This is a genomic window from Streptomyces sp. NPDC002640 (genome assembly GCF_053592575.1).
The window spans coordinates 309,992-334,795 of sequence record NZ_JBSFVZ010000001.1; the positions used below are offsets into that span (position 1 = coordinate 309,992).

The following is a 24,804-nucleotide window of genomic DNA, read 5'->3' on the forward strand; positions in this document are numbered from 1 at the left end:
CAGGCTCGGCAGCCCCAGGCCCCGCAGCCCCAGGCCCCGCACGCCCAGGCTCCGCAGCCCCAGGCTCCGCAGCCCCAGGTACCCCGCCCCCGGGACCGTCCCGACCCGGACCGGGCCGGGACTGACGACTCCCGCCCCGGCTGAGCCGCCGGACCGGCCCGGCTCCGCGTGGGAAGAGCACCCGGCGCGGTCCGGGCGCGGGCGCCCGGCAGGGGTGGTCAGGCCTTGAGCCAGGCCGTGGTGTCCGGGGGCAGCAGGGGGCCGTCCAGCGGGGCGCTGGTGATCAGGGGGCGGCCCGGTGGGAGGGGGACCGGCGCGGTGGAGGTGTTGGCGACCACCTGCCAGCCGCCCGGGCGGGCGAAGCGCAGGACGCCCGGATCGCCGCCGTCCCGCCAGGTCAGGGACTCGTCCGCGCTCAGCAGCCCCCGCCGGATCCGCAGCGCCGCGCGGTAGAGCTCCAGCGTGGAGCCCTCCACCCCGTCCTGTGCCTCCACCGACAGCTCGGCGAAGGACGCCGGCTGCGGCAGCCAGGGCACCTCGCCCGCGGAACCGGAGCCGGAGCCGAATCCGAACCCGGCGCCGTCCCGTGTCCACGGCAACGGCACCCGGCATCCGTCGCGCCCCTTGCGCGTGTGCCCCGTCTGCTCCCAGATCGGGTCCCGCAGCGCCTCGGCCGGCAGGTCGGCCACCTCCGGCAGCCCCAGCTCCTCCCCTTGGTACAGGTACGCCGATCCCGGCAGCGCCAGCATCAGCAGCGTCGCCGCCCGCGCCCGGCGCAGCCCCAGCTCCGCGTCGACCCGCGGTTCGCGGCCGTCGGAGAGCAGCCAGGCGTCCGGGTCGGCCTCCGGCGGCAGGGCGAGGCGGGTGGCGTGCCGGATGACGTCGTGGTTGGAGAGCACCCAGGTCGCCGACGCGCCCGCCGCCCGCGCCTGCTCCAGCGAGTCGGTGATCACCGCCCGCAGTGCCGTCGCCTCCCACGGCGTGCGCAGGTACGCGAAGTTGAACGCCTGCCCCAGCTCGTCGGCGCGCGCGTACAGCACCCGCCGCGGCCCCGGCACCCACGCCTCGGCGACCGCCATCCGGGGCGGCGCGTAGGAGTCGAGGATCTTGCGCCAGTCGCGGTAGATCTCGTGCACCTCGTCCCGGTCGTAGAGCGGGTGCGTGCCCGGCGCCATGCCCTCCAGCGCCTCGTCCCCGCCGGCCGCCAGGTCGCCGAGGTCACGGAGCGGCTCGGTGAGGTCCTTGGCGAGGGCGTGCGCCACATCCACCCGGAAGCCGTCGACGCCGCGGTCCGACCAGAACCGCAGGGTGGTGCGGAAGTCGGCGCGGACCTCCTCGTTGTCCCAGTTGAGGTCGGGCTGCTCGGGTGCGAAGAGGTGGAGGTACCACTGGCCGTCCGGCACCCGCCGCCAGGCGCTGCCGCCGAACACCGACTGCCAGTCGGACGGGGGCAGTTCGCCGTCCGGACCGCGGCCGTCGCGGAAGACGTACCGGTCCCTGGCCGGCGATCCCGGTCCGGCCCGCAGGGCCTCCCGGAACCAGGCGTGCCGGTGCGAGGTGTGGTTGGGGACCAGGTCGACGAGCACCTTGAGGCCCAGCCGGTGGGCCTCGGCGACCATCAGGTCGAAGTCCTCCAGCGTGCCGAGGCGGGGGTCGACGTCGCGGTAGTGGGCGACGTCGTAGCCGCCGTCGGCGAGCTCCGACGGGTAGAAGGGGCTCAGCCAGACCGCGTCCACGCCGAGCGTCGCCAGGTGGGCCAGCCGCCGGGTGACGCCCCGCAGGTCGCCCGCCTCGCCGCCGTTCGCCGCGGCGAAACTGCGCGGGTACACCTGGTAGATCACCGCCTGGCGCCACCAGTTGGGGTCGCGGGAGGACAGGTCCGGGGTGTTCCGGCCGGCGGTGTTCGGTTCGGGCGGGGGACTGACGGTCACGACGACTCCTGAGCGGCTCGGCTCCGTTACCTCCCTCCACTGTTCACAACGTGTGGACGACCGCGTTCATGCCGCGCGGGCACGGGGGGAAATCCCGCCCGCCTCTCAGCCGTGCAGCCGCCGGTCGCCGGTCGCCGGGCGCCGGGCGCCGGACGCCGCGGCCCAGGGCCACCGCCCGACGCCCCCGATGTCACCGTCGGGCCCCCGGGTCCCGCTGCCCGCCACCCCCGCCTGCCGCCCGCCGCCGGTGCCGCCGCCCCCGCCTGCGGCCCGCGTCCGCCGCCCAGGCCCGCCGCTACGGCGCCGGGCGGGGTCCGTTCGCCTGTTTCGTCACGCTTAGGGGCCGCCAACTCCCCTTACAGGTCTTGATGTTCGGTATGGGCGGCTCTAGGTTGAAGCGCACGTTGATCGTTGTTCACCTTGGTCCACCGAGCTCGACGAGGTCGCCTTGATCCGACGGACGCACGCACGTCATCTCCGTGCCGTGGGAGCCGCACTGGTGGCGGTGGCGGCGCTGGTCCTGGCCGCGCAGGTCGGCCCCGCGGCCGCCGTCCCGGCGGGTGCCGGGGCGACCGGCACGGAGGTCGTGGAGCAGGCGACCGAGCGGTTATGACCGCACGTCCGCCGGGTACGCGTGGGTCTGTCCGGCCTTGACCGTGGCCCACACCTCGCCGCCGGGAGCGAGTCCCAGCTCGGCGGCCGAGACGGTGGTGAGGTCCGCCGCCATGGGCAGCTCGCCGGTGAGGTCGGCGCGGACGCGGTCGCCGTGCGACTCCATCCCCGCGACCCGGCAGCGCCACACGTTGCGTGCGCTGGTGCCCGCCGGGCGTTCCCGGTGGAGCGTCACCGCGGACGGGGGGAAGGCGACGAACACCTCGCCGGACAGCTCCTCGGCAACGGTGACGGTGACGCCGGCGGGGGCTTCGCCCCCGCCGCCCTCCACCCGCACCTGGTGCCCCGAGGCCGTGCCGCGGTACAGGTTGAGGCCGACCAGGCGGGCGACGTAGTCGGTGCGGGGGCGCCGGGCGATCAGGTCCGGGGTGCCCGTCTGCACCACCCGGCCGCCCTCCACGACCACCAGCCGGTCCGCCAGCACCATCGCGTCCAGCGGGTCGTGCGTCACCAGCACGGCCACCGCCTCGAACTCGTCCAGGTGCCGTCGCAGGGCGGCCCGCGTCTCCAGCCGGGTGCGGGCGTCGAGGGCCGCCAGTGGTTCGTCGAGCAGCAGCAGACGCGGCCGGGTGGCCAACGCCCGTGCCAGCGCGACGCGCTGGGCCTGGCCGCCGGAGAGGTGGCGCGGGCGTGCGGTGGCGTGCCGCTCGAGCCCCATCCGCTCCAGCCGCCGCGCGGCCTCGGCCCGTGCCTCCCGCCGGGACAGGCCCCGGCAGCGCAGGCCGAACGCCACGTTGTCGAGGGCGGACAGGTGCGGGAAGAGGAGGTAGTCCTGGAAGACGACGCCGACCGGCCGGTTCTCGGCGGGCAGTGCGGACAACTCCCGGCCGTCGAGCAGGAGGTGGCCGTCGTCCAGCGGGGTGAGCCCGGCCAGGGCGCGCAGCGCGGTGGTCTTGCCCGCGCCGTTGGGGCCGAGCAGGGCCACCACCTCGCCGGGTGCGGCGGTCAGCGCCACGTCCAGCAGGAAGTCGCCGCGCCGTACGACCAGGCGGGCGTCGAGGCCGTCCGTCACGCGCCCACCCCCGTCGTCCACCGCTCCCGCATCGCGCCCAGCACCGCGACGGAGACCGCCAGCAGCACCAGGGAGAGCGCCACCGCCGCCGCCGGGTCGCTCTGCAGCGCCAGGTAGACGGCGAGCGGCATGGTCTGGGTGCGGCCCGGGAAGTTGCCGGCGAAGGTGATGGTCGCGCCGAACTCGCCGAGTGCCCGGGCCCAGGCCAGCACCGCGCCCGCCGCCACTCCCGGGGCGATCAGCGGCAGCGTCACACGTCGGAAGGCGGTGAACCGGGACGCTCCCAGGGTGGCCGCGGCCTCCTCGAAGCGGGGGTCGGCGGCGCGCAGCGTGCCCTCCACGCTGATCACCAGGAACGGCATCGCCACGAACGCCTCGGCGACGATCACGCCCGCCGTGGTGAACGGCAGTGTCACCCCGAACCAGTCGTCCAGCAGCCGGCCCACCAGGCCGTCCCGGCCCAGCGCCATGAGCAGCGCCACACCGCCGACCACCGGCGGCAGCACCAGCGGCAGCGTCACCAGGGCGCGCAGCAGCCCTCGGCCGGGGAGGTCGGTGCGGGCCAGCACCCAGGCCAGCGGGACGCCCAGCACCAGGCAGACCGCGGTCGCCGCGGTGGCGGAGAGCAGCGACAGCCGCAGCGCCTCCCAGACCTGTGGTTCGCCGAGCTGCGTGGGCAGTTCCGACCAGGGGGCGCGCAGCAGGAGCGCCGCCAGGGGCAGCAGCAGGAACACCAGGCCGGCGGCGGCGGGCACGAGCAGGGCGAGGGGCGCGCGACCGGTGGTCCGCCGGCCCTTCGCGGTGGCGGCGCCGGTCCTCACGGCCGGCCCGCTCCGGGTTCCATGAAGCCCGCCGCGCGCAGCACCCGGCGGCCCTCCGCGGAGCGCACGAACTCCACGAACTCCTCGGCCTCCTCCGGGTGCGGCGCGTCCTTGAGCACGGCGATGGGGTAGCTGTTCAGGGCCGTCTCCGCCTCCGGGAACTCCACGCCGGTCACCGTGTCCCCGGCGGCCCGCACGTCGGTCGCGTACACCAGCGCGGCGTCGGCCTCCTTGAGCCGCACCTTGGTGAGCGCGCCCTTGACGTCCTGCTCGTACGAGACGGGGCGGACGCGGACCCGGGCGGTCTCCAGCACCGTGCGGGCGGCGGCGCCGCAGGGCACGGCGGCGTCGCAGAGCACGACCTTCAGTTCGGGGCGGGCGAGGTCGCCGAGGCTCTGGACGCGGTGCGGGTTGCCGGGGGCGGTGACGATCCGCAGCCGGTTCCGGGCGAAGACCTGCGGCTGCCCGGACGTTCCCCCGGCGCGGGTCACCCGGGCCATGGTGGCCTCGTCGGCGGAGGCGAACACGTCGGCGGGGGCGCCGCCGGTGATGCCCGCGGCCAGGGTGTCGCTGCCGCCGAAGCTGAACTCGACCTCGGTGCCGGGGTTCCGCTCCTCGTACTCCTCGCCGAGGGTGGTGAACGACTCCTTGAGCGAGGCGGCGGCGAAGACGGTCACCGTGGGGCCGGTGTCCTGGGCGGAGCAGCCGGAGAGCGCGAGCGTGAGGAGGCCGGCTCCGGCGGCGCCGAGCGCGGCGGCCAAGCGACCGCGACCACCGACGCGGACGCCGCTGCGACCACCGACGCGACCACCGACGCGACCGCCGCTTCGACCGGCGACGCGGAAGCCGACGCGACCACCGACGCGGCTGCGGCTGCGACTGCGGCCGCGGGTCACCGGGAGTCCACCGGCCGGTCGACGTGCACGCTGGTCGCCTTCACGCGGGCCGTGGCCTCCACGCCCACCTCCAGTCCGAGTTCCTCCACGGCCTCCCGGGTCATCAGCGACACCAGGCGGTGCGGGCCGGCCTGGATCTCGACCTGCGCGGCGACGTCGCCGAGCTTCACGGCGGTCACGATGCCGGGGAAGGCGTTCCGCGCGGAGGTGTAGGGGGCGCGTTCGCCGTCGCCGTCCTGGGCGAGTTCGACCGCGAACGCGGCGAGGTCGGGGCCGGCGACGACGCGGCGGCCGGAGTCGTCCCGGCGGGTCACGAGGCGGCCGGCGTCGGCCCAGCGGCGGACGGTGTCCGCGCTGACCCCGAGGAGCCGGGCGGCGCGCCCTATCGAGTATTCCCGCATGTGCGCCAACCTACGGCTCAACTCCCCGCACCTGCAAGCCCTTCCGCGTCCCTCCCCTCGCATCCGCGCCCCACCCTCCCCACGGGGCGATCGAGGCCCCCGCAGGGCGTCGGTCAGGCGGGGAGGAGGCCGTGCAGGGTGCGGGCGACGGTGTGGGGCATGGGGGTGGTGGGGCGGGCGAGGAGGGTGGAGAGGTCGGGGGTGGTGCGGGCGAGCTCGCCGCGGGCGATGGAGACGTCCGCGCCCGCGAGGAGCGCGGCAGCCTCCTCCGGCAGGCCCGCCCCCACCAACGACGCCACGTACCCGTCGTAGGACAACGCCCGGTACGGGATGTCACGCCCCGCCCACGCCCCCACCTCGGCGGCGTACTCCGCGAGGGACCACGCCGTGTCGCCGGTGAGCTCGTAGGTCCGGTTCACGTGCCCCGCGGCGTCGCCGGTCAGCACCGCGACCGCCGCCGCGGCGTAGTCCGCGCGGGAGGCGGAGGCGACGCGGCCGTCGCCCGCGGCCCGGGCGAGGACCCCCAGGTGCAGCACCAGTGGCAGCTGCTCCGTGAAGACCTCCGTGTACCAGTTGTTCCGCAGCAGCGTGTACGGCAGCCCGGAGGCGAGCACCAGGCCCTCGGTGCGCCGGTGGACGTCGGCCAGGCGGGACGTCAGCGCCGCCGGCGCGCTGGTGTACGCCAGCAGCGCCGCCCCCGCGTCCGTCGCCGCGTCGATCACCGCCCGGTGCTGGGCCACCCGGTCCGCGGTGGGGTCGTTCGCGGAGATCAGCAGCACCCGGTCGCCCGGCCGGAACACGCCGGCCAGGCTGTCCGGGACGTCGTAGTCGGCGACGGCGAGCCGCACGCCCCGCGCGGCGAACGCCGCGCCCTTCTCCCGGCTCCGCACCACCGCGACCACCCGGTCGGCCGGCAGCCGTTCCAGCAGCCCCTCGATCACCAGCGTGCCCAGACTTCCGGTGGCCCCGGTCACAACCATGCGCATGGGCACAGGATCCCCCGGCGCCCCGGCCCGCGCGCAAGCACCCCACGGAAAGGCCCGGGAAGACCCGGGGCACAACGCGAGCGACCCGGGGCACAACGCGGACCGGGCCCGCACTCACGAGGAGTGCGGGCCCGGCCATGATGCTGCGCGGTGCGCGGTACGCGTCAGGCGGGGGTGATGTTCTCCGCCTGCGGGCCCTTCTGGCCCTGCGTGACGTCGAAGTTCACGCGCTGACCCTCCTGCAGCTCACGGAAGCCGGAGGAGTTGATGTTCGAGTAGTGGGCGAAGACGTCGGCGCCGCCGCCGTCCTGCTCGATGAAGCCGAAGCCCTTTTCCGCGTTGAACCACTTCACGGTGCCGGATGCCATCTGAAATCTCCTTGTGGGCAGTTTCCGGAGCCACACCTCGTGGCTCCGGGGTCGCTGCTCTGGCAATATCCGGAAAAGAAAAAGAGTGTTCCCGTAGACGTAAAGGTCGTCTGAGAACACTCAAGAAGTCTCTGGTAACCAAAACTGCAACTGGCACCACCGTAGCACAGGCCGCCGGCGATATGTCGAGCCTTCCCGGAAAGAACATTCGTCCGGGAATTCTTGCGTGCACAGGAATAAAACAACACCGGGCCGGGAAGCGCCTCGCGGGAGGCGGACCTTCCCGGCCCGGTGCCGTCACGGCTGCAGGGTCTGGCCCAGGTGGCCGCCGGACGGGGTGCCCAGCGTGCCGTTGCCGTAGTAGACGCCGCCCGTGGTGGAGATGCCGGAGCTGCCGGAGTCCAGCTGGAGGACGGTGCCGGTGGAGGAGTCCTCGCCCTCCACGCCGATGGCGAGGTCGGCGCGGCCCCAGCCGGACAGGTCCTGGAGGACCACGGCCGAACCGAACCGGTCGTTGCTCTCGGTGGCGCCGCCGATGCCCGAGCTGTCCTGGGTGTAGCCGAGCGCCCCGGAGCCGGTGAGGCCGGAGGAACTGCCCTTCAGCAGGAACACCATGCCCGCGTCGGCGCGGTTGCCGCTGCGGGTGATGTCCTCGCGCGGCGCGCCGGTGAGGACGTCCGCGTAACCGTCCAGGTTGTAGTCGCCCGCCGACACCGACCAGCCCATGGCGTCGCCGGCCTCGGCGGAGCCCGGGACGCCGGAGGTGTCCTGGTGGACCGTCTTCATCCCGGTGGTGGTGAACCCGGTGGAGGTGCCCGGGACCACGGTGACCTGGCCGCCGGACTTGGCGCCGGACTCGGAGGTGTACGGCTGGCCGATGACGATGTCGTCGTAGCCGTTGCCGTTGACGTCGCCCGCCGCGATGGAGCGGCCGCCCTTGACGGACAGGACGCTGACCTTGGTCAGGCCGGTGGCGGAGCCCTTGAACCAGGTGACCCGGCCCACGGAGGACTGGTCGCGGTAGTTCAGGGCCACGTCGGCGTAGCCGTCGCGGTTGAAGTCGCCGGTCGCCGAGTCCAGGTAGGCCACGGCCGAGGTGGAGCTGGTCAGCTTGCCGGACTGGGTGTTCTTGCCGGTGATGCTGGTGGCCCAGACGCCTCCGCCGCCGGTGCCGGCCGAGAACACGTCCGCCTTGCCGTCGGAGTCGAAGTCGCCGACCGCCACGGTGGAGCCCAGCTTCGCGCCCGCCTTCTTCACGGGGTCGGCGACGAACGAGCTGCGGGTGAGCGTGGGGCCGTACAGCACGGTGACCGAGCCGGCGTCCGTGCCGACGGTGCCGTCCTCGCCGGGGGCGCCGACCACCAGGTCGGCGTGGCCGTCACCGTCCACGTCGCCCCAGGCGCTGGCCGCGCCCCAGTTGTCGCCGGACTCCGAGGAGCCGGCGACACCCGCCGAGCTCTGCGAGATCACCTTGCGGAGCGGTCCGTCGGGGCCGTCGGTGGAGCCGGGGACGACCACCACGCTGCCCTTGCTGCTGGACGCCCGCGGAATGCCGGCCACCAGGTCGGTGACGCCGTCACGGTTGAAGTCGGCGGTCGGGACGGCGGCGTTGCGCAGCGGGCTCGCCGCGATCCGGCGGATCTCGCCGAGCTTGCCGTACAGGGCCTCGCCGGGGCAGGCGGTGTTGTAGCCGTCGCGGTGACCGGAGATCACGTTGAGGTTGGCCAGCTCGTCCTTCTTCCAGACGCCGGTGTCGGCGCCGGCCTTCAGGGTGACCTTGCCGGTGGGGTTGCCGCCGTACTGGCCCAGCTTCCACGCGGCGATCCGGGCGGCCGACTCCAGCGCGGCGCGGGTGGGCCTGCCGGCCGGCTTGCCCTCCTCGCCCTCGAAGTCGCCGAGGAAGGCGATGCCGGTGGAGTAGGTGTTGAAGCCGTAGGTGTGGGCGCCCAGGACCGGGAGGTCGGCGCCGCCGCTGCGGCCCTCGAAGATCTGGCCGCACTTGTCGACCAGGAAGTTGTAGCCGAGGTCGTTCCACCCGTTGGTCCCGATGTGGAACGCCATCACACCGCGCACCAGGGCCGAGGACTCCGCGCAGCTGTAGCTGTTGGAGCCCACGGTGTGGTGGACGAAGACCGCTTCGACCTTCTCGATGTAGTCCGACGGGTCCTCGACGGTGGACTCGTCCGCGCCCCACTGGGCCCGGCTGATGATCGGGGGCCGGGTGACCGTGGACGGCGGCGCGGTCGGCTTGACGACCGGCGGCTCCGTCTCGCTGGGCTCCTCGGAGGGGGTGCTCGGCTCCGCGGTCGGCGTCGGGCTCCCGTCGGCGGGCGGCGTGGTCGCCTCGGCCGGCGGGGTGGTCTCCTCGGCGGGCTGCGTCGGCTGACCGGTCGGCTCGGGCACCGTGGGCGAGGGGCTCTCGCCGTCCTCGGTGGTGGCACTGAAGGCGGCGGGCTCGAACTGGACGTCCACCGACCTGGTCTCCGCGGTGGTGACCACGCCGGGGTCGATCATGTTGACCTGCATGCCCTTGGGGATCGCCTCGGTGGTGCCGTCCTCGCGGACGACCTGCACCTCGACGCCGTCGGACGGACCGACCCAGAGCGGCTCGGAGGCGCCGCGCATCGCGGCGGTGGGGTCCTCCGGCGGGGACAGGTGGAACTCGAGGTCCTGCCAGGGGGACCACGTGCCGGTGTCCGCGTTGCGGGTGCGGACCTGGGCGGTGCCGTCGAACTGCTTCTCGGCGGCGTCCCAGGAGACGCCCAGCATCGAGAAGAGCTTGGTCCCCGTGCGCGGGAGTTCCTTCTCCGCGCTGTTGCCCGGCAGCGGCAGGTCGTAGACCCGCACCGGGCGCTTGTCACGCGCCTGCTCGGCCGGGGAGGCGGATGCCGGCGGGTCGGCCATGGCGTAAGTCGCCACGCCACCGCCGCCGAGCAGCACGGCGCCCAGGGTGACCCAGGCTCGGCGCTTCATGCTCAGCGGGCGGTAGGCATGTGCTGTACGACGTCTCAAAACTCCTACCTCACGTCTGTCGACGCCTTGGTGCGTCGGGTAGGAGGCGGGCGGAAGAAGCGAACGGCGCACCACGCGGATGCGGGTCGGCGCTGTCGCCTCGCGGGCGCGCGGGTACGCGCCCGTGGAGATTCCTCCCGGCCTCATGTACATGACTGCGCAGGCGTGTCAAAGGTTGTACGGGAGACGGTAGCGATCTGCCGTTGCTCCGGTGGCGCGGGTGATGTCCGGAGATTTCGGCACGGGGCGACGCCTCCGCGGCCGGTTCACCGGCTCCGCGCCCGTCCGCGGGCGGTCACCCGGCGTGGGGCCGCATCCCGCTGCGCGGCGGCCGTCTCCGAACGGAATCCGTGGCCGACCTCGGGCGAAAGACCGTGGTAGTGCCGGAAGTTGTAGATGAGCGGGTTCCATGCGCCGGGGTCGACGTGGTGCGTCCCGGGGACCACGATCCGCCGGTCCGCGTGCACCCGCAGGACCTCGCACTCCACCGCGAGGAAGCTGCCCCGCCCGCCCGGGTGCAGCGCCGTCGCCCTGGCCTCCAGCTGCAGTCCGCACTCCGCGACCCGGGGCGGCGCCACCAGGTCGGAGGCGCGCGGCGTCAGCCCGGCGGCGGCGAACTTGTCCCCTTCGTGCCGGTACACCGCCCGCTTGCTCTCCGGCACCGGGTCCTCGCCGGTCAGTGGCGCCAGACGCTCCACCCGCTCCCACAGTTCGGGCGAGGCGACGTTGACCACCACCTCCGGCCGCTCCGCCAGGTTCCGCGCCGTGCGGCTCTCCACGCCCAGGCCGAGGACCAGGTGCTGTCCGAGCGCCCACACGGAGGAGACGGGGGCCAGGTTGGCGGTGCCGTCCCGGTTCCCGGTGCTGAGCAGCACTACCGGGGTGCCGAAGTAGAGGACGGTGGGCCGGATCACCTGATGCGTGTCGTGCGTCATGCCCGGAACGCTAGAAGCCCGACGGTTCGACCACTGCCGAACCGTTACGCCTCCCCGGGCCGACCGCCGCGCCTCCCCGGGCCTCGGGGCGCCGCTCGGAGACATGACGCACATGCCCTGACAGAACGGACCGGAGCGGGGTAACAGGATCCCGACAAGGGCTGTCGGACGAATTGTTGCCGTTTGACAATAATAGCCATCAGGCAACAAAGTAACCGTGTCGGACGTGCGCGGGGAAGGACCTGGAATGCTCCGGTCGACGGATGCGTCGAAGGCCCCGGGCGCCCGCGGGGAGCCGAGGCCGAAGGGCGGCGGCGGGACCGCGAACGGCGGGTCAGGCGGTACGGCTGCCGGACGCCGGGGCGTCGTCGTCGAGTATCTGCGTGGCCGCGGTGGCGCAGAACGCCTCCAGCCCTTCCAGCAGGGCGACCCGCTTCGCGGCGGGCATGTCGGCCAGCACCTTGCGCAGCTCCCGCTCCCGGCGGCTGCGCAGGTCGGCGAGGAAGGCGTGTCCCCGGCTGCTCAGGTGCAGCCGGACCTCGCGGCGGTCCTCCGGGCTCGCCACTCGCTCGACGAAACCGGCGGCCTGAAGCCGGTCGCACAGCCTGCTCGTCGAGGGCGGGGTCGAGGCCAGGGTCTCGGCGAGCGTGCGCAGCTTGATGCCGTCGTGGTGCTCGAGGATGTGCAGCACCCGCAGCTGGGAGGCGGAGGTGGGCGCCGTCGAGGCGCGGCCCCACACGACCTCCAGCAGCTCGACGGCCGTCGTGGTCACACGTGCGACCTCGTCGGGCTCGGGGCGGCGGAAGGCAGTCACAGTCACACTCTCGCAGGCGCTGGGATGCCTGTCAGCGTACTAGGCGCTCCCGCGGGCGGCAGGTGACCGATGGCAACCGACGCGGTGGGGACCGGACCCCGGCCTCATGGCAGGGCGCGCACGTCGCCCGGGGAAGGAATGGTGAGTATTTCCCTCATGGACAGATTCGTGGCCGTTGAACGCGCTTTGCGCACAGCGGCTCCCCATGCGTTGCTCGACGCCACGCGTGCCGTACTGCGGGAGCAGTACGGCGCCGAGGAGGTCGAGCTGTTCATGGCCGACTACGGAGTGAGCGTGCTCCAGCCGGTGTCGGTGCTGCCGCACACCCTGGAACCGGTCTCCGTGTACAACAGCGCGGAGGGCCGGGCCTTCGGCTCGCAGCGGCCCCACCGTGAGGAGCGGCGCGACGGGCGGGTGCGCCTGCACCTCCCGGTCAGCGTCCGCGGCGACCGGCTCGGTGTGCTGAGCGTGACCCTTCCCGACGGCGACGCCGTCCGCCGTTGGGAGGACGAGCTGGCCGAGATCGCCCAGGTGCTCGGGCACGAGGTGATCGTGGCCGAACGCGACACCGACCTCTTCATGCAGGCCCGCCGGGTGGACCGGCTCACGCTGGCCGCCGAGATGCAGTGGCACATGCTGCCGGGCCGCTCCTGTTCCCGCCCCGAGTACGAGCTCGGCGCCCAGCTGGAGCCCGCCTACGCCATCTTCGGGGACAACTTCGACTGGGCCTCGACCGCCGACCGGCTCACGCTCTACGTCACCAACGGCATGGGCGAGGGCATCGAGGCCTCCCTGCTGACCAACCTCGCCATCAGCGCGCTGCGCAACGCCCGCCGGGCCGGCATCCCCATCGCCGACCAGGCCGCCCTGGCGGACCAGGCCGTCTACGCCCACTACCGGGGGCGCTGCTACCTGTCCGTCCTGATGTTCGACTTCGACCTGGCCACCGGCCGGGCGGGTGTGGTGGACGCGGGGTCCCCCCGGCTGCTGCGGCTGCGGGACGGCTCGGTGGAGCCCGTCACCTTCGAAGCCCAGCTGCCGCTGGGCATGTTCGAGGAGACCGACTACGTGGCCCAGGAGTTCCAGGTGGAGCCCGGTGACCGGCTGGTCTTCGTCAGCGACGGGGTGCACGAGGTGGCCTCCCCCAAGGGCGAGGCCTACGGTGACACGGCGCTCGCCCGGGCGATGCAGTCCACCCGGCTGCTGCCCGCCGCGGAGGTGCCCCGCGCCATCCTCCGGGAGCTGACCGGACACCGCGGCCAGCGGATTCCGGAGGACGACGCCCTGGTGGTGTGCCTGGACTGGTACGGAAGGCCTGCCGCAGCGTGACCGGGCAGGCCGGCGGATTGTGGCGATCCGGTGTCGGCACCCCCACACGGCCTCGCGCTGACTGTTGCCATGCGGCAATAATTGGTCCGACGGCCGCCACGAGGCCGGCCGTCCGTGCACGCGACAGGGGGACGACGCCGTGGCGGAGCACGAGGGGGTGCAGGAGCCGGCGCCCGAACCGGGCGGACCACCCGGTGAGGGCGCCACGACGTTGTCCGCGCGACCACGCTCCGGCGGGCCGCGCCCGCCCCCGACCCATCGGATGCCCATGACGACAGCTCGAGCAGAGGTCCGGCGGATCGCGTCCGTCGCCGACGCGGCCCGGGCCCGTGCGGCCGCGGCGGGCATCGCCGGCGACGGCGGCGCCTCGGCGCCGGACCGGGCCCGCTTCGTGACGTCGCTGGCCGAACGGCTGCGACGCCGCCTCGACGAGGGCGGCGAGTGGGAGCTGCTGCTCCGGGTCCGCCCGGACGGCGCGGGGCGCGCCCGGCTGGACGCCTGGCTGCGGCGGGCCGGTGCCGCCTTCGCCCCGGCCCCCGACGACCCGCCTGACCTCAGCTGCCCGCTGCAGCGCCTGCCCTCCCGGGCCGCCCCCGACGATCCGCCGCTCGCGGAGGCCCTGCTGCGGGCCGACGAGGACACCGCGGCCGTCCTCCATCTGCTGGACGAGCAGGAGCACCTGGTCCGGCTGCACCGCGAGGAGCTGAACCAGACCAACCGCGGTGTGCTGGCCCTCCACTCCGACCTGGAGGCGGCCGCGCTGGCCCAGCGGGACCTGCTGGACGCGGAGCGGACCACCCGGGCCGAGGCCGAGCGCGCGCAGCGGCTGCAGTCCTTCCTCGGCGAGGCCAGCGCCGCCCTCACGGCCTCCCTCAGCCGCACCGTCATCCTGCGCAGGCTCTCCGACCTGCTGGTCCCGGAGTACGCGGAACACCTCGAGGTCTGGCTCTTCGACGAGGAGGACGAGGAGGAGCACGACGGGCGCACCCGCCGCGTGCGGGACCACTCCGCGGCCGCGGTGGCCGCCGCCCGCACCGGCCGTCCCCAGTACGCCGCCACCCACCCCGGCGACCTGCCCGGCGTCGACGACCTGCCGCCGTCGGTGCTCTTCCCGCACCGGCCGCTGCTGGCCGTCCCGCTGACGGCGAGCCGCCTGCTGGGCGTGCTCACCCTCACCGCCCCCGGGCCGCGGTTCGACGCCGACGTCCCGGTGATGCTGCTCGAACTCGCCCGCCGCGTCGGCGTCGCCCTGGACAACGCCTACCGCTACGAGCAGTACCGCGACACCGCGGAGGCCCTGCAGCGCGCGCAGCTCACCGAACTCCCCACCCCCGAGGGGCTGGGGCTCGCCGCGCGCTACCTGCCCGCCACCCGCGGCCTCAACATCGGCGGCGACTGGTACGACGCCTTCCTCCAGCCCGACGGCAGCGTGCTGGCCGTCATAGGCGACGTGACCGGTCACGGTCTGCACGCGGCCGTCCTGATGGGCCAGCTGCGCACCGCGCTGCGCGCCTACGCGGTGGAGAACGCCAGCCCCGCGGCGATCCTCACCCGGCTGCACGGCATGCTCCGGCACCTCCAGCCCGACCTGTACGCCACCGCGATGATCGCGCGGTTCCGGCCCGGCGAGCCGGAGGTCGTCTGGGCGTCGGCCGGCCACCCGCCCGCCGTGGTGCGCGCTCCCGACGGCGAGGTGCGGGTGCTGGGCGCGAAGCCGGGCGTGATGCTCGGCATCCCGGTGCCGTTCGTCCACACCGACCAGCGCGTCACGCTGCCCGCCGGCTCGTCGCTGGTGATGTACACCGACGGCCTGGTGGAACGCCGGGCCCAGGGCATCGATCCGGGCATCGCGCGGCTGTGCCGCACGCTCGGCGAGATCCCGCCGCCCGAGCTGGAGCAGGACGCGGAGGCCGCGGCCGACTCGCTGCTCAAGCCGCTCCTGCACGACTCGGAGGGCGACGACGACGTCTGCCTGCTCCTGTGCCACGTGCTGAGGCCCTCGGGGGTGCCCGCTCAGCGCGGCGGTTCGCCGGAGGGCCGCGTGGTGCGGTCCTGACCCCCGCGGCCCCGGGGGGCCGCCGCGGGGCGGGGAGCCAGCTAGGGCTCGGGGGTGCGGTCCTGGGCGGGGCCGGAGTCGGGGGCGTCGTGGTGTGGCGGGCCGGTGCGGGGAGGTGGCACGGGGTGGCCCTGGGCCTCGTCGACCGGGGCGGTGTCGGCGCGGACGGGGCCGGGCGCGGCGGTGCCGGCCGGAGCGGGGCTGTCCCGGGCGGTCTGCGGATCGGCGGTGACGGTCGAGGCAGCGTCGTGGGCCGAGGCGGTGTCGCGGGACGGGGCGGTGTCGTGGGGCGAGGCAGCGTCGTGGGCCGAGGCGGTGTCGCGGGACGGGGCGGTGTCGTGGGGCGAGGCCGCGTCGCGGGGCGAGGCGGTGTCGTGGGCCGAGCCGGTGTTGTGGAGCGAGGCCGCGTCGTGGGCCGAGCCGGTGTTGTGGGGCGAGGCCGCGTCGTGGGCCGAGCCGGTGTTGTGGGGCGAGGCCGCGTCGTGGGCCGAGCCGGTGTTGTGGGGCGGGGTGCCGGTGGGGGTGGGGGCCTTGGGGGTGCCCTGGGCCGTGTCGGCGGGGGCCGGGTCCGGTGGGGTGCGGCTGGGGTGGGCCGTGCGGAAGGCGATGAGGCCCCGGCGGAGTTCCTCGCGTTCCGCGGGGGTCATGCCCGCGAGGACCGCGGCGAGCGCCCGCGACCTGAGGTCGGCTATCTCGGCCAGCACCTGCCGGCCGCGACCGGTGAGGGCCAGCCGCACCTCGCGCCGGTCCTGCGGGTGGAGCCGCCGCTCCAGCAGCCCCGCCGCCTCCAGCCGGTCGCACAGCCGGCTCGCCGTGGGCGTCCCCGCCTCCATGCTCTCCGCCAGCGCCGTCACGTTGAGGCCCGGTTCCGCCTCCAGGATGCGCAGGGCCCGCAGCTGGTGCGGCGACAACCGCAGGCTCGCCCCCTGCGCGGCCACCGACCACAGCTCCGCCAGGCGGTCCACGGCATCGGCGATCCGCCGCGCGACGGACAGGAACTCGTCACGCGGTCCGTTCGGCCCACCCGCACGGAGACCACCCATACCCACCCCACTCGCCGTACCCCGAGGAGCGGCGGGCCAACATCGTCGCCCGTACCGACCCGGACGTCTTTATCCATCCGTGATCACGGCACGGGCACCGGCGCCCGGCGCCCGCGGCGATACCGCCCCGACAGCCCGCCCCCGCGAGGAGCCCCGCACGCCCCGCCGCACACCGCCCGCCGCCGTGTCCTGCCCGGTGGGGCGCCGCGGAGGTAGCGTGGAGGGGAGGCCCCGAAGGAGGGCAGTGCGATGCCGTGGTACCTGTGGCTGCTCACCGCCGCGGTGCTGGGCGTCGCGGAGTTCTTCACCCTCGCCCTCTTCCTCGGACTGCTGGCGGCCGCCGCGCTGGTCGCCGCCGTCGTCGCCGGCATCGGCGTGGGCCTGGCCGGACAGCTGGTGGCGTTCGTGCTCACGGCGGCCGCGGGTCTCGCCGTGGTCCGCCCCGTGGCGCTGCGGCACATGGCGCGTCAGCCCCTCGCGCGGGAGGGCAGCGACGCGCTGATCGGCAGGCGCGCCGAGGTGGTGCGGGAGGTCACCGCCACCCGTGGCCTGGTCAAACTCGCCGGTGAGGAGTGGTCGGCCCGCGCCCTCGACGACAGCCTGGTGATCCCGGTGGGAGCACTGGTCGACGTCATGGAGATCGAGGGCGCCACGGCCGTCGTCCACCCGCGTGACCTGCTCCCCGGAACCGGCTGAGCCCACAGCAGCGGAACAGCAGCGGAGGCGTTGTGGATCCCGTCGTCGTCCCCATCCTCGTGGCGGCCCTCGTGGTCGTCTTCCTGGTGGCCGCCACCGTACGGATCGTGCCGCAGGCGCGGCGCTACAACATCGAGCGCTTCGGCCGGTACCGCCGGACGCTGCAGCCCGGGCTGAACCTGGTCGTGCCGGTGGCGGACCGCATCAACACCAAGCTGGACGTGCGCGAGCAGGTCTACTCGTCCGACCCCCGGCCGGTGATCACCGAGGACAACCTCGTGGTCAACATCGACACCGTGCTCTACTTCCAGATCACCGACCCGCGGGCGGCCGCCTACGAGGTCGCCGACTACCTGCAGGCGATCGACCAGCTCACCGTCACCACGCTGCGGAACGTCATCGGCAGCATGGACCTGGAACGCACGCTCACCTCGCGGGAGGAGATCAACTCCCGGCTGCGCGCCGTCCTCGACGACGCCACGGGCAAGTGGGGCATCCGCGTCAACCGCGTCGAGATCAAGGCCATCGACCCGCCGCACACCATCAAGGAGGCGATGGAGAAGCAGATGCGGGCCGAACGGGACAAGCGGGCCGCCATCCTGCACGCCGAGGGCGAGCGGCAGGCCAAGATCCTGACCGCGGAGGGCACGAAGCAGAAGGACATCCTGGAGGCGCAGGGCACCCAGCAGGCGATGATCCTGCGGGCCGACGGCGAGGCCAAGTCGGTGGAGCTCGTCTTCGAGGCCATCCACCGCAACGACGCCGACCCGAAGGTGCTGGCCTACAAGTACTTCGAGACCCTGCCGCACCTGGCGAACAGCGACAGCAACACGTTCTGGGTGATCCCCGGGGAACTCACCGAGGCGGTCCGGACCGTCAGCCGCGCGTTCGACGGCCACCCGACGGCCGGCGAGGCCCCGCGGGACGGGACGCGGCGGTACGACCGGGACCCGGGGGCCGGCCCGGGCGGCGCCGCCGAGGCGGTCGCGGCCGCGGACGAGGCCGGGAAGCAGGCCGCCGCGGCGGTCGACGACGCCAAGGCCGAGGCGGAAGCCGCCCGCTCACCCCACCCGGGCCGGACCCCGGGCGCCTGACCCCTCCCCGCCCCCGCCCGCACGGCCCGGGCGTGCGCATCGGCCAACGGCCGCGGCGGACACGGGAGTTCGCCCGGCCTCCGTTCCGGCGGCCGTGAACTGACGGTCCGTGGGGAACGTTCTGCCCGCAGCCCCGCCAAACCAAGCGATATCGAACCGCAACCGACGAAGAGCTTAGGTTAGGCTAACCTCGCCTTCGTGAGAGCCGAAGAGACCTCCCTGGTCACACCCCCGCGCGGGCACCGACTCACGGCGACAGACGTCACCGTGGCCTACGACGGCGCCCCTGTCGTCCACCGGGCCGACGTGACGCTGCGGCCGGGTCAGGTCACCGTCCTGGTCGGGCCCAACGGCAGCGGCAAGTCCACGCTGCTGCGCACGATGGCCCGCCTGCAGCGGCCGCGCGACGGCGCCCTCACCCTCACCGACGAGCGGGACGGCGGGCAGGACGGCCGGCAGGTCGGCGGGCAGGACGGCGGCGGACGGGAGACCGACGCCCTCGCCCTGACCCCCCGCGAGTTCTCCCGCCGCGTCGCCCTGCTGACCCAGTCGCGGCCCACCCCCACCGGGCTCACCGTCCGCGACGTCGTCGAGTTCGGCCGCTACCCGTACCGCGGCCGCTGGGGCAAGGCCGACCCGGGCGGCGCCGCCGCCGTCGACCGGGCCCTGGCGCTCACCGGCACCACCGCCCTCGCGGACCGCGGCGCCGAGCACCTCTCCGGCGGCCAGCTCCAGCGGGTCTGGCTGGCCGGCTGCCTCGCCCAGGAAACCGGCGTCCTCCTGCTCGACGAGCCCACCACCTACCTGGACCTGCGGTACCAGGTCGAACTCCTCGACCTGATCCGCGAACTGGCGGACGACCACGGCATCGCCGTCGGCGTCGTCCTCCACGACCTCGACCAGACGGCCGCCGTCGCCGACCGGGTCGTGCTGCTGCACGAGGGCCGGATCGTCGCGGACGGGGAGCCGGCCGAGGTCCTCACCCCGGACCGGCTGACCGCGACCTACGGCATCCGCATCGAGGTCGACACCGATCCCCTCACCGGCCACCTCCGCACCCGCGCGGTGGGCCGGCACCACACCCGCCCCGTGCCCGAAAGGCTCACCCCCTCCTCATGAAGCGTCACCTCCTCGTCGCGGCCACCGCCGCCGTCGCCGCCCTCTCGCTGAGCGCCTGCGGCACCACCGAGCCCGCCGCCGACGCCAAGGACACCGAGAAGTCCGAGGCCGTCACCCTCACCGACGCCGCCGGCACCAAGGTCGAGCTCGACGGCCCGGCCACCAAGGTCGTCGCCACCGAGTGGAACGTCGTCGAGAGCCTGCTCACGCTCGGCGTCGAGCCGACCGGCGTCGCGGACGTCAAGGGCTACGGGCTGTGGAACACCTCGGCCCCGATCAAGGGCGAGCCCAAGGACATCGGCACCCGCGGCGAGCCCAGCATGGACACCGTCGCCGCCCTGGCGCCCGACCTGATCGTCGCCACCACCGACCTGCCCGAGGCCGCGGTCAAGCAGCTCCGCGACATCGCCCCCGTCCTCCAGGTCCGCTCCGCCGACGGCTCCGGCCAGGTCGACCAGATGCTGGAGAACGTCGACCTCATCGCCGAGGCCACCGGCACCGAGGACAAGGCCGAGCAGGTCCGCGAGGAGTTCGACGCCAAGCTGGCCGAGGGCCGGAAGGCACTGGAGGAGGCCGGGCTGGCCGGCGAGGGCATCGCCTTCGCCGACGGCTACGTGACCTCCAACCAGGTCTCCGTGCGCCCCTACACGGCCACCTCCCTCATCGGCGAGGTCAACACCGAGCTGGGCCTGAAGAACACCTGGAAGATGAAGGGCGACGAGTCCTACGGCCTGGCCGCCACCGACGTCGAGGGCCTCACCAAGCTCCCGAAGGACACCCACTTCGCCTACATCGGCAACGACGGCGACAAGAACGCCACCCCGTACGCCGAGGGCGGCGTCCTCGCGGACAACGCCGTCTGGAAGTCGCTGCCCTTCGTCGAGAACGGCGACGTGCACCGCCTCGACGACGGCATCTGGATGTTCGGCGGCCCCCGTTCCATGGAGGCGTACGTCGACTCCCTCGTCGCCTCGCTGACGAAGAAGTAACGCCATGGCCGTCACCGCACCCAGACCCGCCCCGGCGACCGCCGTCGCGGTGACGGCCGCACTGGCCCTGCTGGTCGCCGTCCTCGCCGCCGTCGACGTCACCCAGGGCACCGCGACGGCGGGCGCGCCCGAGCTGTGGAAGGCGCTCACCGGCGCCGCCTCCCCGGGCGACGCGTCCGTGGTGATCGCCTCGCGGCTGCCGCGCATGACCGCAGGACTGCTGGTCGGCGCCGTGCTCGGCATGGCCGGCGTCGCCCTCCAGGCCGTCAGCCGCAACGTGCTCGCCTCCCCGGACACCCTGGCCGTCAACGCCGGTTCCTACCTGGCGCTCGGCGTGGCCGCCATCACGGGCGTCTCCCTCCCGCTGCTCGCCTCCTCCGGCATCGCCTTCGTCGGCGGCCTCGCCGCCGCGGCGGTCGTCCTGTCGCTGTCCGGCCTCGGCGCGGGCACCGTCCGCCTCGTCCTCGCGGGCAGCGCCCTCGCCCTGGGCCTGACCGCGGTCACCCAGGGACTGCTGCTCCTCTTCCCCGAGCAGACCGAGGGCCTGTACGCCTGGAACCAGGGCTCCATCGCGCAGAACGGTTTCGGCGGCGTCGTCCAGATGGCGCCGATCGCCGTCGTCGGCCTGGTCGGGCTGCTGCTGACCGCGCGGCGGGTCGACGCGCTCGCGCTCGGCGACGACGCCGCCCGCGGCGTCGGCGTCGACGTCCGCACCACCCGGGTCACCGTGGTGGTGCTGGCCTCCCTGCTGTCCGCCGCCGCCGTCACCCTCGCCGGGCCGATCGGCTTCGTGGGCCTCTGCGCCCCGGCGCTGGTGCGGCCGCTGGCCCGCCGCGTCCGCGCGTTCGGCCGGCTGCGCGGGGCGGTCCCGCTCGCCGGTCTCACCGGCGCCGCCCTGGTCCTCGGCTCCGACGTCGCGCTGCGCGCCGTGGTCCCCGACGACCTGTCCGTCGCGGTGCCGACCGGCGTGGTGACCAGCCTCGTCGGCGCGGTGTTCCTGATCGTGGCGGCGACCCGGCTGCGCGACACCGCCGAGTCCGCCGCCCCGGACCGCCTGCGGCCGCGCAGCCGCCGGGTGTTCCTCACGGTGCTGACGGCGCTGGTCGTCCTCCTGGTCGGCGTGACCGTCGCCGGCGTGCTGCTGGGCGACGCCAAACTGCTCCTCGGCGACGTCGTCAACTGGGCGCAGGGGCGGTCCGGGCGGGCCGTCACCTTCGTCCTCGACACCCGTGTACCGCGGGTGGGCGCGGCGCTGCTGGCGGGCGCCGCCCTCGCGCTGGCCGGCACGCTGGTGCAGGCCGTCACCCGCAACCCGCTCGCCGAACCGGCGGTGCTCGGCGTCACCAACGGCGCCGCCCTCGGCGCGGTGCTGCTGGTGACCTCGGTGCCGCTCGTCGGCTCCTGGGGCGTGGCCGGAGCGGCGTTCGCGGGCGCGGCGGTGGCCTCGGTGGTGGTGTTCGGCCTCGCCGCCAAGGGGGGCTTCCGGCAGAACCGGCTGGTCCTGGTCGGCATGGGCGTGGCCACCGCGACGACCTCGCTGATCAGCCTGATCATCGTCCTCACCGACCCGTACAACGCCACCAAGGCGCTGACCTGGCTCTCCGGCTCCACCTACGGGCGGACCTTCCCGGACCTGCTGCCGCTGGCCGTGGTGCTCGCCCTGGGCATCGCCGTGTCCGCCGCCCGGCGCACCGAGCTGGACCTGATCTCGCTGGACGAGGACACCCCCCAGCTGCTGGGCATCGGCCTGTCGCGCGAACGTCTGACACTGCTGGTGCTGAGCGTGCTGCTCAGCGCGACGGCGGTGGCGGCCGCGGGCGCCATCGGCTTCGTCGGCCTGGTCGCCCCGCACGCGGCCCGCGCCCTCGTCGGCCGCCGCCACGCCCGCGTGGTGCCGGTCGCCGTCCTGCTCGGCGCGGTGCTGGTCTGCGCCGCCGACCTGCTCGGCCGCACGGTCATCGCCCCCGCCCAGCTCGGGGCGGGCCTGATGACCGCGCTGATCGGCACGCCGTACTTCCTGTGGCTCCTGGTCCGCAGCCGGGGCTGACGGGCCTGCCGCCCGGACCCCGGGGGAGCGCGCGGAGCGGGGGTCACCCGTACAGCGCGCGTCCTCCGGGACTGCCGGCCGTGAAGTGCCGGCCCAGGGCGATCTCCTCGCCGACGACCGACCAGCAGGTCTCGTCGTCCTGGAAGGGAAGCGGGTCGACGTCGCCGATCTCCTGGCGGATCCGCTCCACCGCACGCTCCAGGAGTGCGAAGCCGGCCTCCTGGTCGCCGTCGAAGGTGAACTCCTCCAGCAGGCGCCGGAACCGGGCGGCGACCTCGATGAACGAGGAGACGTCCGTGTGGAGTCGCCGTGCGGTCTGCTCGTCGGGGTCGAAGGCGTACACGGCGCCCGACGCGGGGTCGAGGGCGAGGTGGGCGTTGAGCAGCCAGCCGATGACGGGCCACCCGCCCGCGCCCTCCGGGGCGTCCTCGACGTCCTCCAGGTGCACGCAGTCCCGGACGAGGGGCAGCCGGCCGGAGTCCTCGCGGGGCTCGTACAGCACGACCGCCTCGGCGGGGACGCCGACGGTCCGCAGGAGGCGTGCGCCCGCGGTCTCCGCCACCGCGGGCGGGAAGGCGGTGGCGGGCAGGGCCGTGACTCCGTCCTCGCCGAAGACCGCGACGAGTGCGCCGCGGGTCACGTCGAACAGTGCGGTCGGAGCGGCGGCGGGGTCCTCCGCGGGCTGCTCGGGCATCAGAACCTCTCACGGTGACGGGCCGACCGGGCCACCCTAGGCCCAGGGGGTGGGGGTGAGGCCCGGCGGCCCAATCCGCGTCGGAGCCGGCGTCGCACGCGGCGTTGCGGAACCCGCGTCACAGGCGGCGTGCGGGAGCCGGCGTCACAGCCCGCGTCACAGGCGGCGTTGCGGCGCCCGTGTCACAGCTGGCGTTCGGGAGCCGGCGTCGCAGTCCGCGTCACAGCCCGCAGGAGCCGCGGTCGAGCAGGAAGTACCGGCCGTTGGCCCACCGGCACAGCCGGATCCCGACGGCGATCCCGGCGATGGTCACCACGGCGGGCAGGTACCCGCCCGCGACCTGGATGATCGGAATGGCCGGGCACCCGCCGGAGATCGCCCAGCCCGTGCCGAACAGGACCGCGCCCGGCACCACACCGGCGTGCACGCGCCCGGGGTTGCGGCGGACCCGCAGCAGGGCGAAGACGCAGACGATGAGGCCGACGGCGCCCGCGAAGGCGAAGAACATCCGCAGGTCCTGGAAGGTGAACATGCGATTCAGTTCGGCGTAGTCGCCGAACCCGATGTTGGCGACGGTGAAGCCGAGACCCAGCCCGACGACGACGTTGGTCAGCAGGATGCCGCCCCGGGTACGCATCAGATCACCTTCCACAGCAGGAACGACACCGCCGCGGCGGTACCGAAGAACACGGCGGTCGCGACGATGCTGACCGGGTTCAGCCGGCCGCAGCCGCTGAGTCCGTGGCCGGAGCTGCACCCGCCGGCCAGCCGGGTGCCGAAACCGACCAGCACGCCTCCCACGAACAGCAGGGCGACCATGGTGAGCGGGTCGCCGGTGACCAGGTCCCGGAAGCCGGGGCCCATGTCGAGGCGGAGCTGGAACCGGCCGGACGTGACCGCGGCGATCAGTCCGCCGACGAAGATCGACACCAGCAGGGCGGCCTGGGTGACCAGCGGCGCCGGTCGCAGGCTCGTCAGGCTCGTCACCCGGCGGTGCCCGCCCCCCACCGGACCGTCGTCCGGGTCCGGCCCGTACGCGGCGGACGTGCCGGGACCGGTCCGGAACTGCTCGGGCGTGGCCGCGGCGAGCGCCTCCGCGAGGGCACGGTCGTCCGCGAACGCCGCCTCCTCCCGCTCGACACGGCGTTCGCTGCGCCAGTGCAGCACGCGGTCCCACGCCGACGACACTCCGAAGGAGCGGTCGGTGGCGACGGTGTAGGCGATGGTGACCAGGGCGAGCCCGGCGGCGCCCGCCCACCAGGGCCAGTAGGTGCTCATGACGGGCTCTTCATCCAATCGACGAGCCGGGCCCACCAACCGCGCTTCGCGCGCGGCGGCGCCTGCCGGCCGTGCCGGGCGGCGTGGTCCGGTGCCTGGTGCGGGTATCCGGGTGCCTGGTGCGCGTATCCGGGTGCCTGGTGCGCGTATCCGGGCGCCGCCGGCTGCTGGTACGGGGCGGCCTGGTCCGCCGGGGGAACGCTCGCGAACCAGGCGCCGGCCTCCCCGGCCGCGGCCCGGTAGCCCGACGGCTGGGAGGCCGGCCCGGCAGGCGCCGGCTGCGACCAGGCGGTGGCGGTGTGCGTCCGGCCCGGGTCGGGCATGCGGGACGCGTCCGCGCCGACCGGGTCCTGGAGGTGCCGCGCGCTGTGGCCGTTGGGCAGCAGGCTGATGGGCACGGGTTCCCCGGTGAGCGACATCTTGTAACGCGCGCAGTCCCCCCAGCGGTCACCGCTGTCGCAGTAGTAGTCGCGCCAGCCGCGGAGGCTGGATCTGAGGAGGGGGAAGAGCGGGCATCCTGCGGCGTGCGGGCAAGCCACGTGGCTCCTTTCCGACCGGCGCCGCACCACCCGTCCCGGGGTGGACGGGTGCCGTTCTCGGTTGTCGTCCTT

General features: G+C 74.5%; 22 protein-coding genes and 1 pseudogene. 8 read left to right on the forward strand and 15 right to left on the reverse strand.

Annotated features, from left to right (window positions below):
- Positions 1 to 218: 218 nt before the first annotated feature.
- Complete coding sequence (locus ACWD3O_RS01380; protein ID WP_451414484.1) at positions 219 to 1,931, reverse strand: glycoside hydrolase family 13 protein; 1,713 nt, start codon at positions 1,929 to 1,931, stop codon at positions 219 to 221.
- 484 nt (positions 1,932 to 2,415) lie between these two features.
- Here ACWD3O_RS01380 and ACWD3O_RS01385 point away from each other — a divergent pair, with 484 nt between their 5' ends.
- Positions 2,416 to 2,544 carry a hypothetical protein gene (locus tag ACWD3O_RS01385; RefSeq protein ID WP_451409585.1) on the forward strand — a complete coding sequence of 43 codons (129 nt, stop codon included), beginning with the start codon at positions 2,416 to 2,418 and terminating at the stop codon, positions 2,542 to 2,544.
- On the opposite strand, the gene ACWD3O_RS01390 is transcribed toward ACWD3O_RS01385, so the two are convergent.
- The 9 genes from ACWD3O_RS01390 to ACWD3O_RS01430 all read right to left on the reverse strand — a co-directional run bounded on the left by ACWD3O_RS01390 (position 2,539) and on the right by ACWD3O_RS01430 (position 11,806).
- Positions 2,539 to 3,615, reverse strand: coding sequence for an ABC transporter ATP-binding protein (locus ACWD3O_RS01390; RefSeq protein WP_451414485.1), 1,077 nt, complete (start codon positions 3,613 to 3,615; stop codon positions 2,539 to 2,541). The genes ACWD3O_RS01385 and ACWD3O_RS01390 overlap by 6 nt on opposite strands.
- Positions 3,612 to 4,436, reverse strand: coding sequence for an ABC transporter permease (locus ACWD3O_RS01395; protein ID WP_451414486.1), 825 nt, complete (start codon positions 4,434 to 4,436; stop codon positions 3,612 to 3,614). The genes ACWD3O_RS01390 and ACWD3O_RS01395 overlap by 4 nt, the downstream gene beginning before the upstream one ends.
- On the reverse strand, positions 4,433 to 5,197 hold the full coding sequence (gene modA, locus ACWD3O_RS01400; RefSeq protein WP_451414487.1) for a molybdate ABC transporter substrate-binding protein: 765 nt from the start codon (positions 5,195 to 5,197) through the stop codon (positions 4,433 to 4,435). Before modA ends, ACWD3O_RS01395 begins: the two co-directional genes overlap by 4 nt.
- A 131-nt stretch (positions 5,198 to 5,328) precedes the next feature.
- Positions 5,329 to 5,733: a TOBE domain-containing protein gene (locus tag ACWD3O_RS01405; protein WP_451409589.1), complete on the reverse strand. Its 405-nt coding sequence runs from the start codon at positions 5,731 to 5,733 to the stop codon at positions 5,329 to 5,331.
- A gap of 113 nt (positions 5,734 to 5,846) precedes the next feature.
- Positions 5,847 to 6,719 (reverse strand): NAD(P)H-binding protein, encoded by an 873-nt coding sequence (locus ACWD3O_RS01410; protein ID WP_451409590.1) that lies wholly within the window; start codon positions 6,717 to 6,719, stop codon positions 5,847 to 5,849.
- Positions 6,720 to 6,883: 164 nt separating this feature from the next.
- Positions 6,884 to 7,087: a cold-shock protein gene (locus ACWD3O_RS01415; protein WP_043247736.1), complete on the reverse strand. Its 204-nt coding sequence runs from the start codon at positions 7,085 to 7,087 to the stop codon at positions 6,884 to 6,886.
- Between the two features lie 297 nt (positions 7,088 to 7,384).
- Complete coding sequence (locus tag ACWD3O_RS01420) at positions 7,385 to 10,060, reverse strand: FG-GAP-like repeat-containing protein (RefSeq protein WP_451414488.1); 2,676 nt, start codon at positions 10,058 to 10,060, stop codon at positions 7,385 to 7,387.
- Between the two features lie 305 nt (positions 10,061 to 10,365).
- Positions 10,366 to 11,034: a flavin reductase family protein gene (locus ACWD3O_RS01425; protein ID WP_451414489.1), complete on the reverse strand. Its 669-nt coding sequence runs from the start codon at positions 11,032 to 11,034 to the stop codon at positions 10,366 to 10,368.
- Positions 11,035 to 11,368: 334 nt separating this feature from the next.
- Positions 11,369 to 11,806 (reverse strand): MarR family winged helix-turn-helix transcriptional regulator, encoded by a 438-nt coding sequence (locus tag ACWD3O_RS01430; RefSeq protein ID WP_356136678.1) that lies wholly within the window; start codon positions 11,804 to 11,806, stop codon positions 11,369 to 11,371.
- Between the two features lie 198 nt (positions 11,807 to 12,004).
- Here ACWD3O_RS01430 and ACWD3O_RS01435 point away from each other — a divergent pair, with 198 nt between their 5' ends.
- Positions 12,005 to 13,177 carry a PP2C family protein-serine/threonine phosphatase gene (locus ACWD3O_RS01435; protein ID WP_451409593.1) on the forward strand — a complete coding sequence of 391 codons (1,173 nt, stop codon included), beginning with the start codon at positions 12,005 to 12,007 and terminating at the stop codon, positions 13,175 to 13,177.
- A 268-nt stretch (positions 13,178 to 13,445) separates the two neighbouring features.
- Positions 13,446 to 15,233: a SpoIIE family protein phosphatase gene (locus ACWD3O_RS01440; RefSeq protein ID WP_451409594.1), complete on the forward strand. Its 1,788-nt coding sequence runs from the start codon at positions 13,446 to 13,448 to the stop codon at positions 15,231 to 15,233.
- Between the two features lie 572 nt (positions 15,234 to 15,805).
- Here ACWD3O_RS01440 and ACWD3O_RS01445 read toward each other — a convergent pair.
- Positions 15,806 to 16,276 (reverse strand): annotated as a pseudogene (locus ACWD3O_RS01445) (MarR family transcriptional regulator); the annotation flags it as partial.
- Positions 16,277 to 16,525: 249 nt separating this feature from the next.
- On the opposite strand from ACWD3O_RS01445, the gene ACWD3O_RS01450 reads away from it, so the two are divergent.
- The 5 genes from ACWD3O_RS01450 (at position 16,526) to ACWD3O_RS01470 (ending at position 22,221) form a co-directional block, all read left to right on the forward strand.
- Entirely contained in the window at positions 16,526 to 16,972 is a 447-nt protein-coding gene (locus ACWD3O_RS01450) for an NfeD family protein (protein WP_451409595.1), read from the forward strand.
- Positions 16,973 to 17,004: 32 nt separating this feature from the next.
- Entirely contained in the window at positions 17,005 to 18,066 is a 1,062-nt protein-coding gene (locus ACWD3O_RS01455; protein ID WP_451414490.1) for an SPFH domain-containing protein, read from the forward strand.
- A gap of 198 nt (positions 18,067 to 18,264) precedes the next feature.
- The gene (locus tag ACWD3O_RS01460; protein WP_451409597.1) at positions 18,265 to 19,185 is read left to right on the forward strand and encodes an ABC transporter ATP-binding protein; all 921 of its coding nucleotides are present in this window, start codon (positions 18,265 to 18,267) and stop codon (positions 19,183 to 19,185) included.
- Positions 19,182 to 20,174, forward strand: coding sequence for an ABC transporter substrate-binding protein (locus ACWD3O_RS01465; RefSeq protein ID WP_451409598.1), 993 nt, complete (start codon positions 19,182 to 19,184; stop codon positions 20,172 to 20,174). Before ACWD3O_RS01460 ends, ACWD3O_RS01465 begins: the two co-directional genes overlap by 4 nt.
- Positions 20,175 to 20,178: 4 nt before the next feature.
- Complete coding sequence (locus tag ACWD3O_RS01470; protein WP_451414491.1) at positions 20,179 to 22,221, forward strand: iron ABC transporter permease; 2,043 nt, start codon at positions 20,179 to 20,181, stop codon at positions 22,219 to 22,221.
- 43 nt (positions 22,222 to 22,264) lie between these two features.
- On the opposite strand, the gene ACWD3O_RS01475 is transcribed toward ACWD3O_RS01470, so the two are convergent.
- The 4 genes from ACWD3O_RS01475 to ACWD3O_RS01490 form a co-directional block, all read right to left on the reverse strand.
- Positions 22,265 to 22,915 (reverse strand): SUKH-4 family immunity protein, encoded by a 651-nt coding sequence (locus ACWD3O_RS01475; protein ID WP_451414492.1) that lies wholly within the window; start codon positions 22,913 to 22,915, stop codon positions 22,265 to 22,267.
- Between the two features lie 220 nt (positions 22,916 to 23,135).
- The gene (locus tag ACWD3O_RS01480; protein ID WP_451409601.1) at positions 23,136 to 23,552 is read right to left on the reverse strand and encodes a YeeE/YedE thiosulfate transporter family protein; all 417 of its coding nucleotides are present in this window, start codon (positions 23,550 to 23,552) and stop codon (positions 23,136 to 23,138) included.
- A complete protein-coding gene (locus ACWD3O_RS01485; protein ID WP_451414493.1) occupies positions 23,552 to 24,193 on the reverse strand; it encodes a YeeE/YedE thiosulfate transporter family protein in 642 nt (213 codons plus the stop codon). Before ACWD3O_RS01485 ends, ACWD3O_RS01480 begins: the two co-directional genes overlap by 1 nt.
- Complete coding sequence (locus ACWD3O_RS01490; RefSeq protein ID WP_451414494.1) at positions 24,190 to 24,732, reverse strand: hypothetical protein; 543 nt, start codon at positions 24,730 to 24,732, stop codon at positions 24,190 to 24,192. The genes ACWD3O_RS01485 and ACWD3O_RS01490 overlap by 4 nt, the downstream gene beginning before the upstream one ends.
- Positions 24,733 to 24,804: the final 72 nt, after the last annotated feature.

Excerpts from the sequence above, each read along its gene's own strand:
- ACWD3O_RS01405 (WP_451409589.1), bottom strand. The coding sequence starts at position 5,733 with ATGCGGGAATACTCGATAGGGCGCGCCGCCCGGCTCCTCGGGGTCAGC.
- ACWD3O_RS01410 (WP_451409590.1), bottom strand. The coding sequence starts at position 6,719 with ATGCGCATGGTTGTGACCGGGGCCACCGGAAGTCTGGGCACGCTGGTG.
- ACWD3O_RS01415 (WP_043247736.1), bottom strand. The coding sequence starts at position 7,087 with ATGGCATCCGGCACCGTGAAGTGGTTCAACGCGGAAAAGGGCTTCGGC.
- ACWD3O_RS01420 (WP_451414488.1), bottom strand. The coding sequence starts at position 10,060 with ATGAAGCGCCGAGCCTGGGTCACCCTGGGCGCCGTGCTGCTCGGCGGC.
- ACWD3O_RS01425 (WP_451414489.1), bottom strand. The coding sequence starts at position 11,034 with ATGACGCACGACACGCATCAGGTGATCCGGCCCACCGTCCTCTACTTC.
- ACWD3O_RS01435 (WP_451409593.1), top strand. The coding sequence starts at position 12,005 with ATGGACAGATTCGTGGCCGTTGAACGCGCTTTGCGCACAGCGGCTCCC.
- ACWD3O_RS01440 (WP_451409594.1), top strand. The coding sequence starts at position 13,446 with ATGACGACAGCTCGAGCAGAGGTCCGGCGGATCGCGTCCGTCGCCGAC.
- ACWD3O_RS01450 (WP_451409595.1), top strand. The coding sequence starts at position 16,526 with ATGCCGTGGTACCTGTGGCTGCTCACCGCCGCGGTGCTGGGCGTCGCG.
- ACWD3O_RS01465 (WP_451409598.1), top strand. The coding sequence starts at position 19,182 with ATGAAGCGTCACCTCCTCGTCGCGGCCACCGCCGCCGTCGCCGCCCTC.
- ACWD3O_RS01470 (WP_451414491.1), top strand. The coding sequence starts at position 20,179 with ATGGCCGTCACCGCACCCAGACCCGCCCCGGCGACCGCCGTCGCGGTG.
- ACWD3O_RS01475 (WP_451414492.1), bottom strand. The coding sequence starts at position 22,915 with ATGCCCGAGCAGCCCGCGGAGGACCCCGCCGCCGCTCCGACCGCACTG.
- ACWD3O_RS01480 (WP_451409601.1), bottom strand. The coding sequence starts at position 23,552 with ATGCGTACCCGGGGCGGCATCCTGCTGACCAACGTCGTCGTCGGGCTG.
- ACWD3O_RS01485 (WP_451414493.1), bottom strand. The coding sequence starts at position 24,193 with ATGAGCACCTACTGGCCCTGGTGGGCGGGCGCCGCCGGGCTCGCCCTG.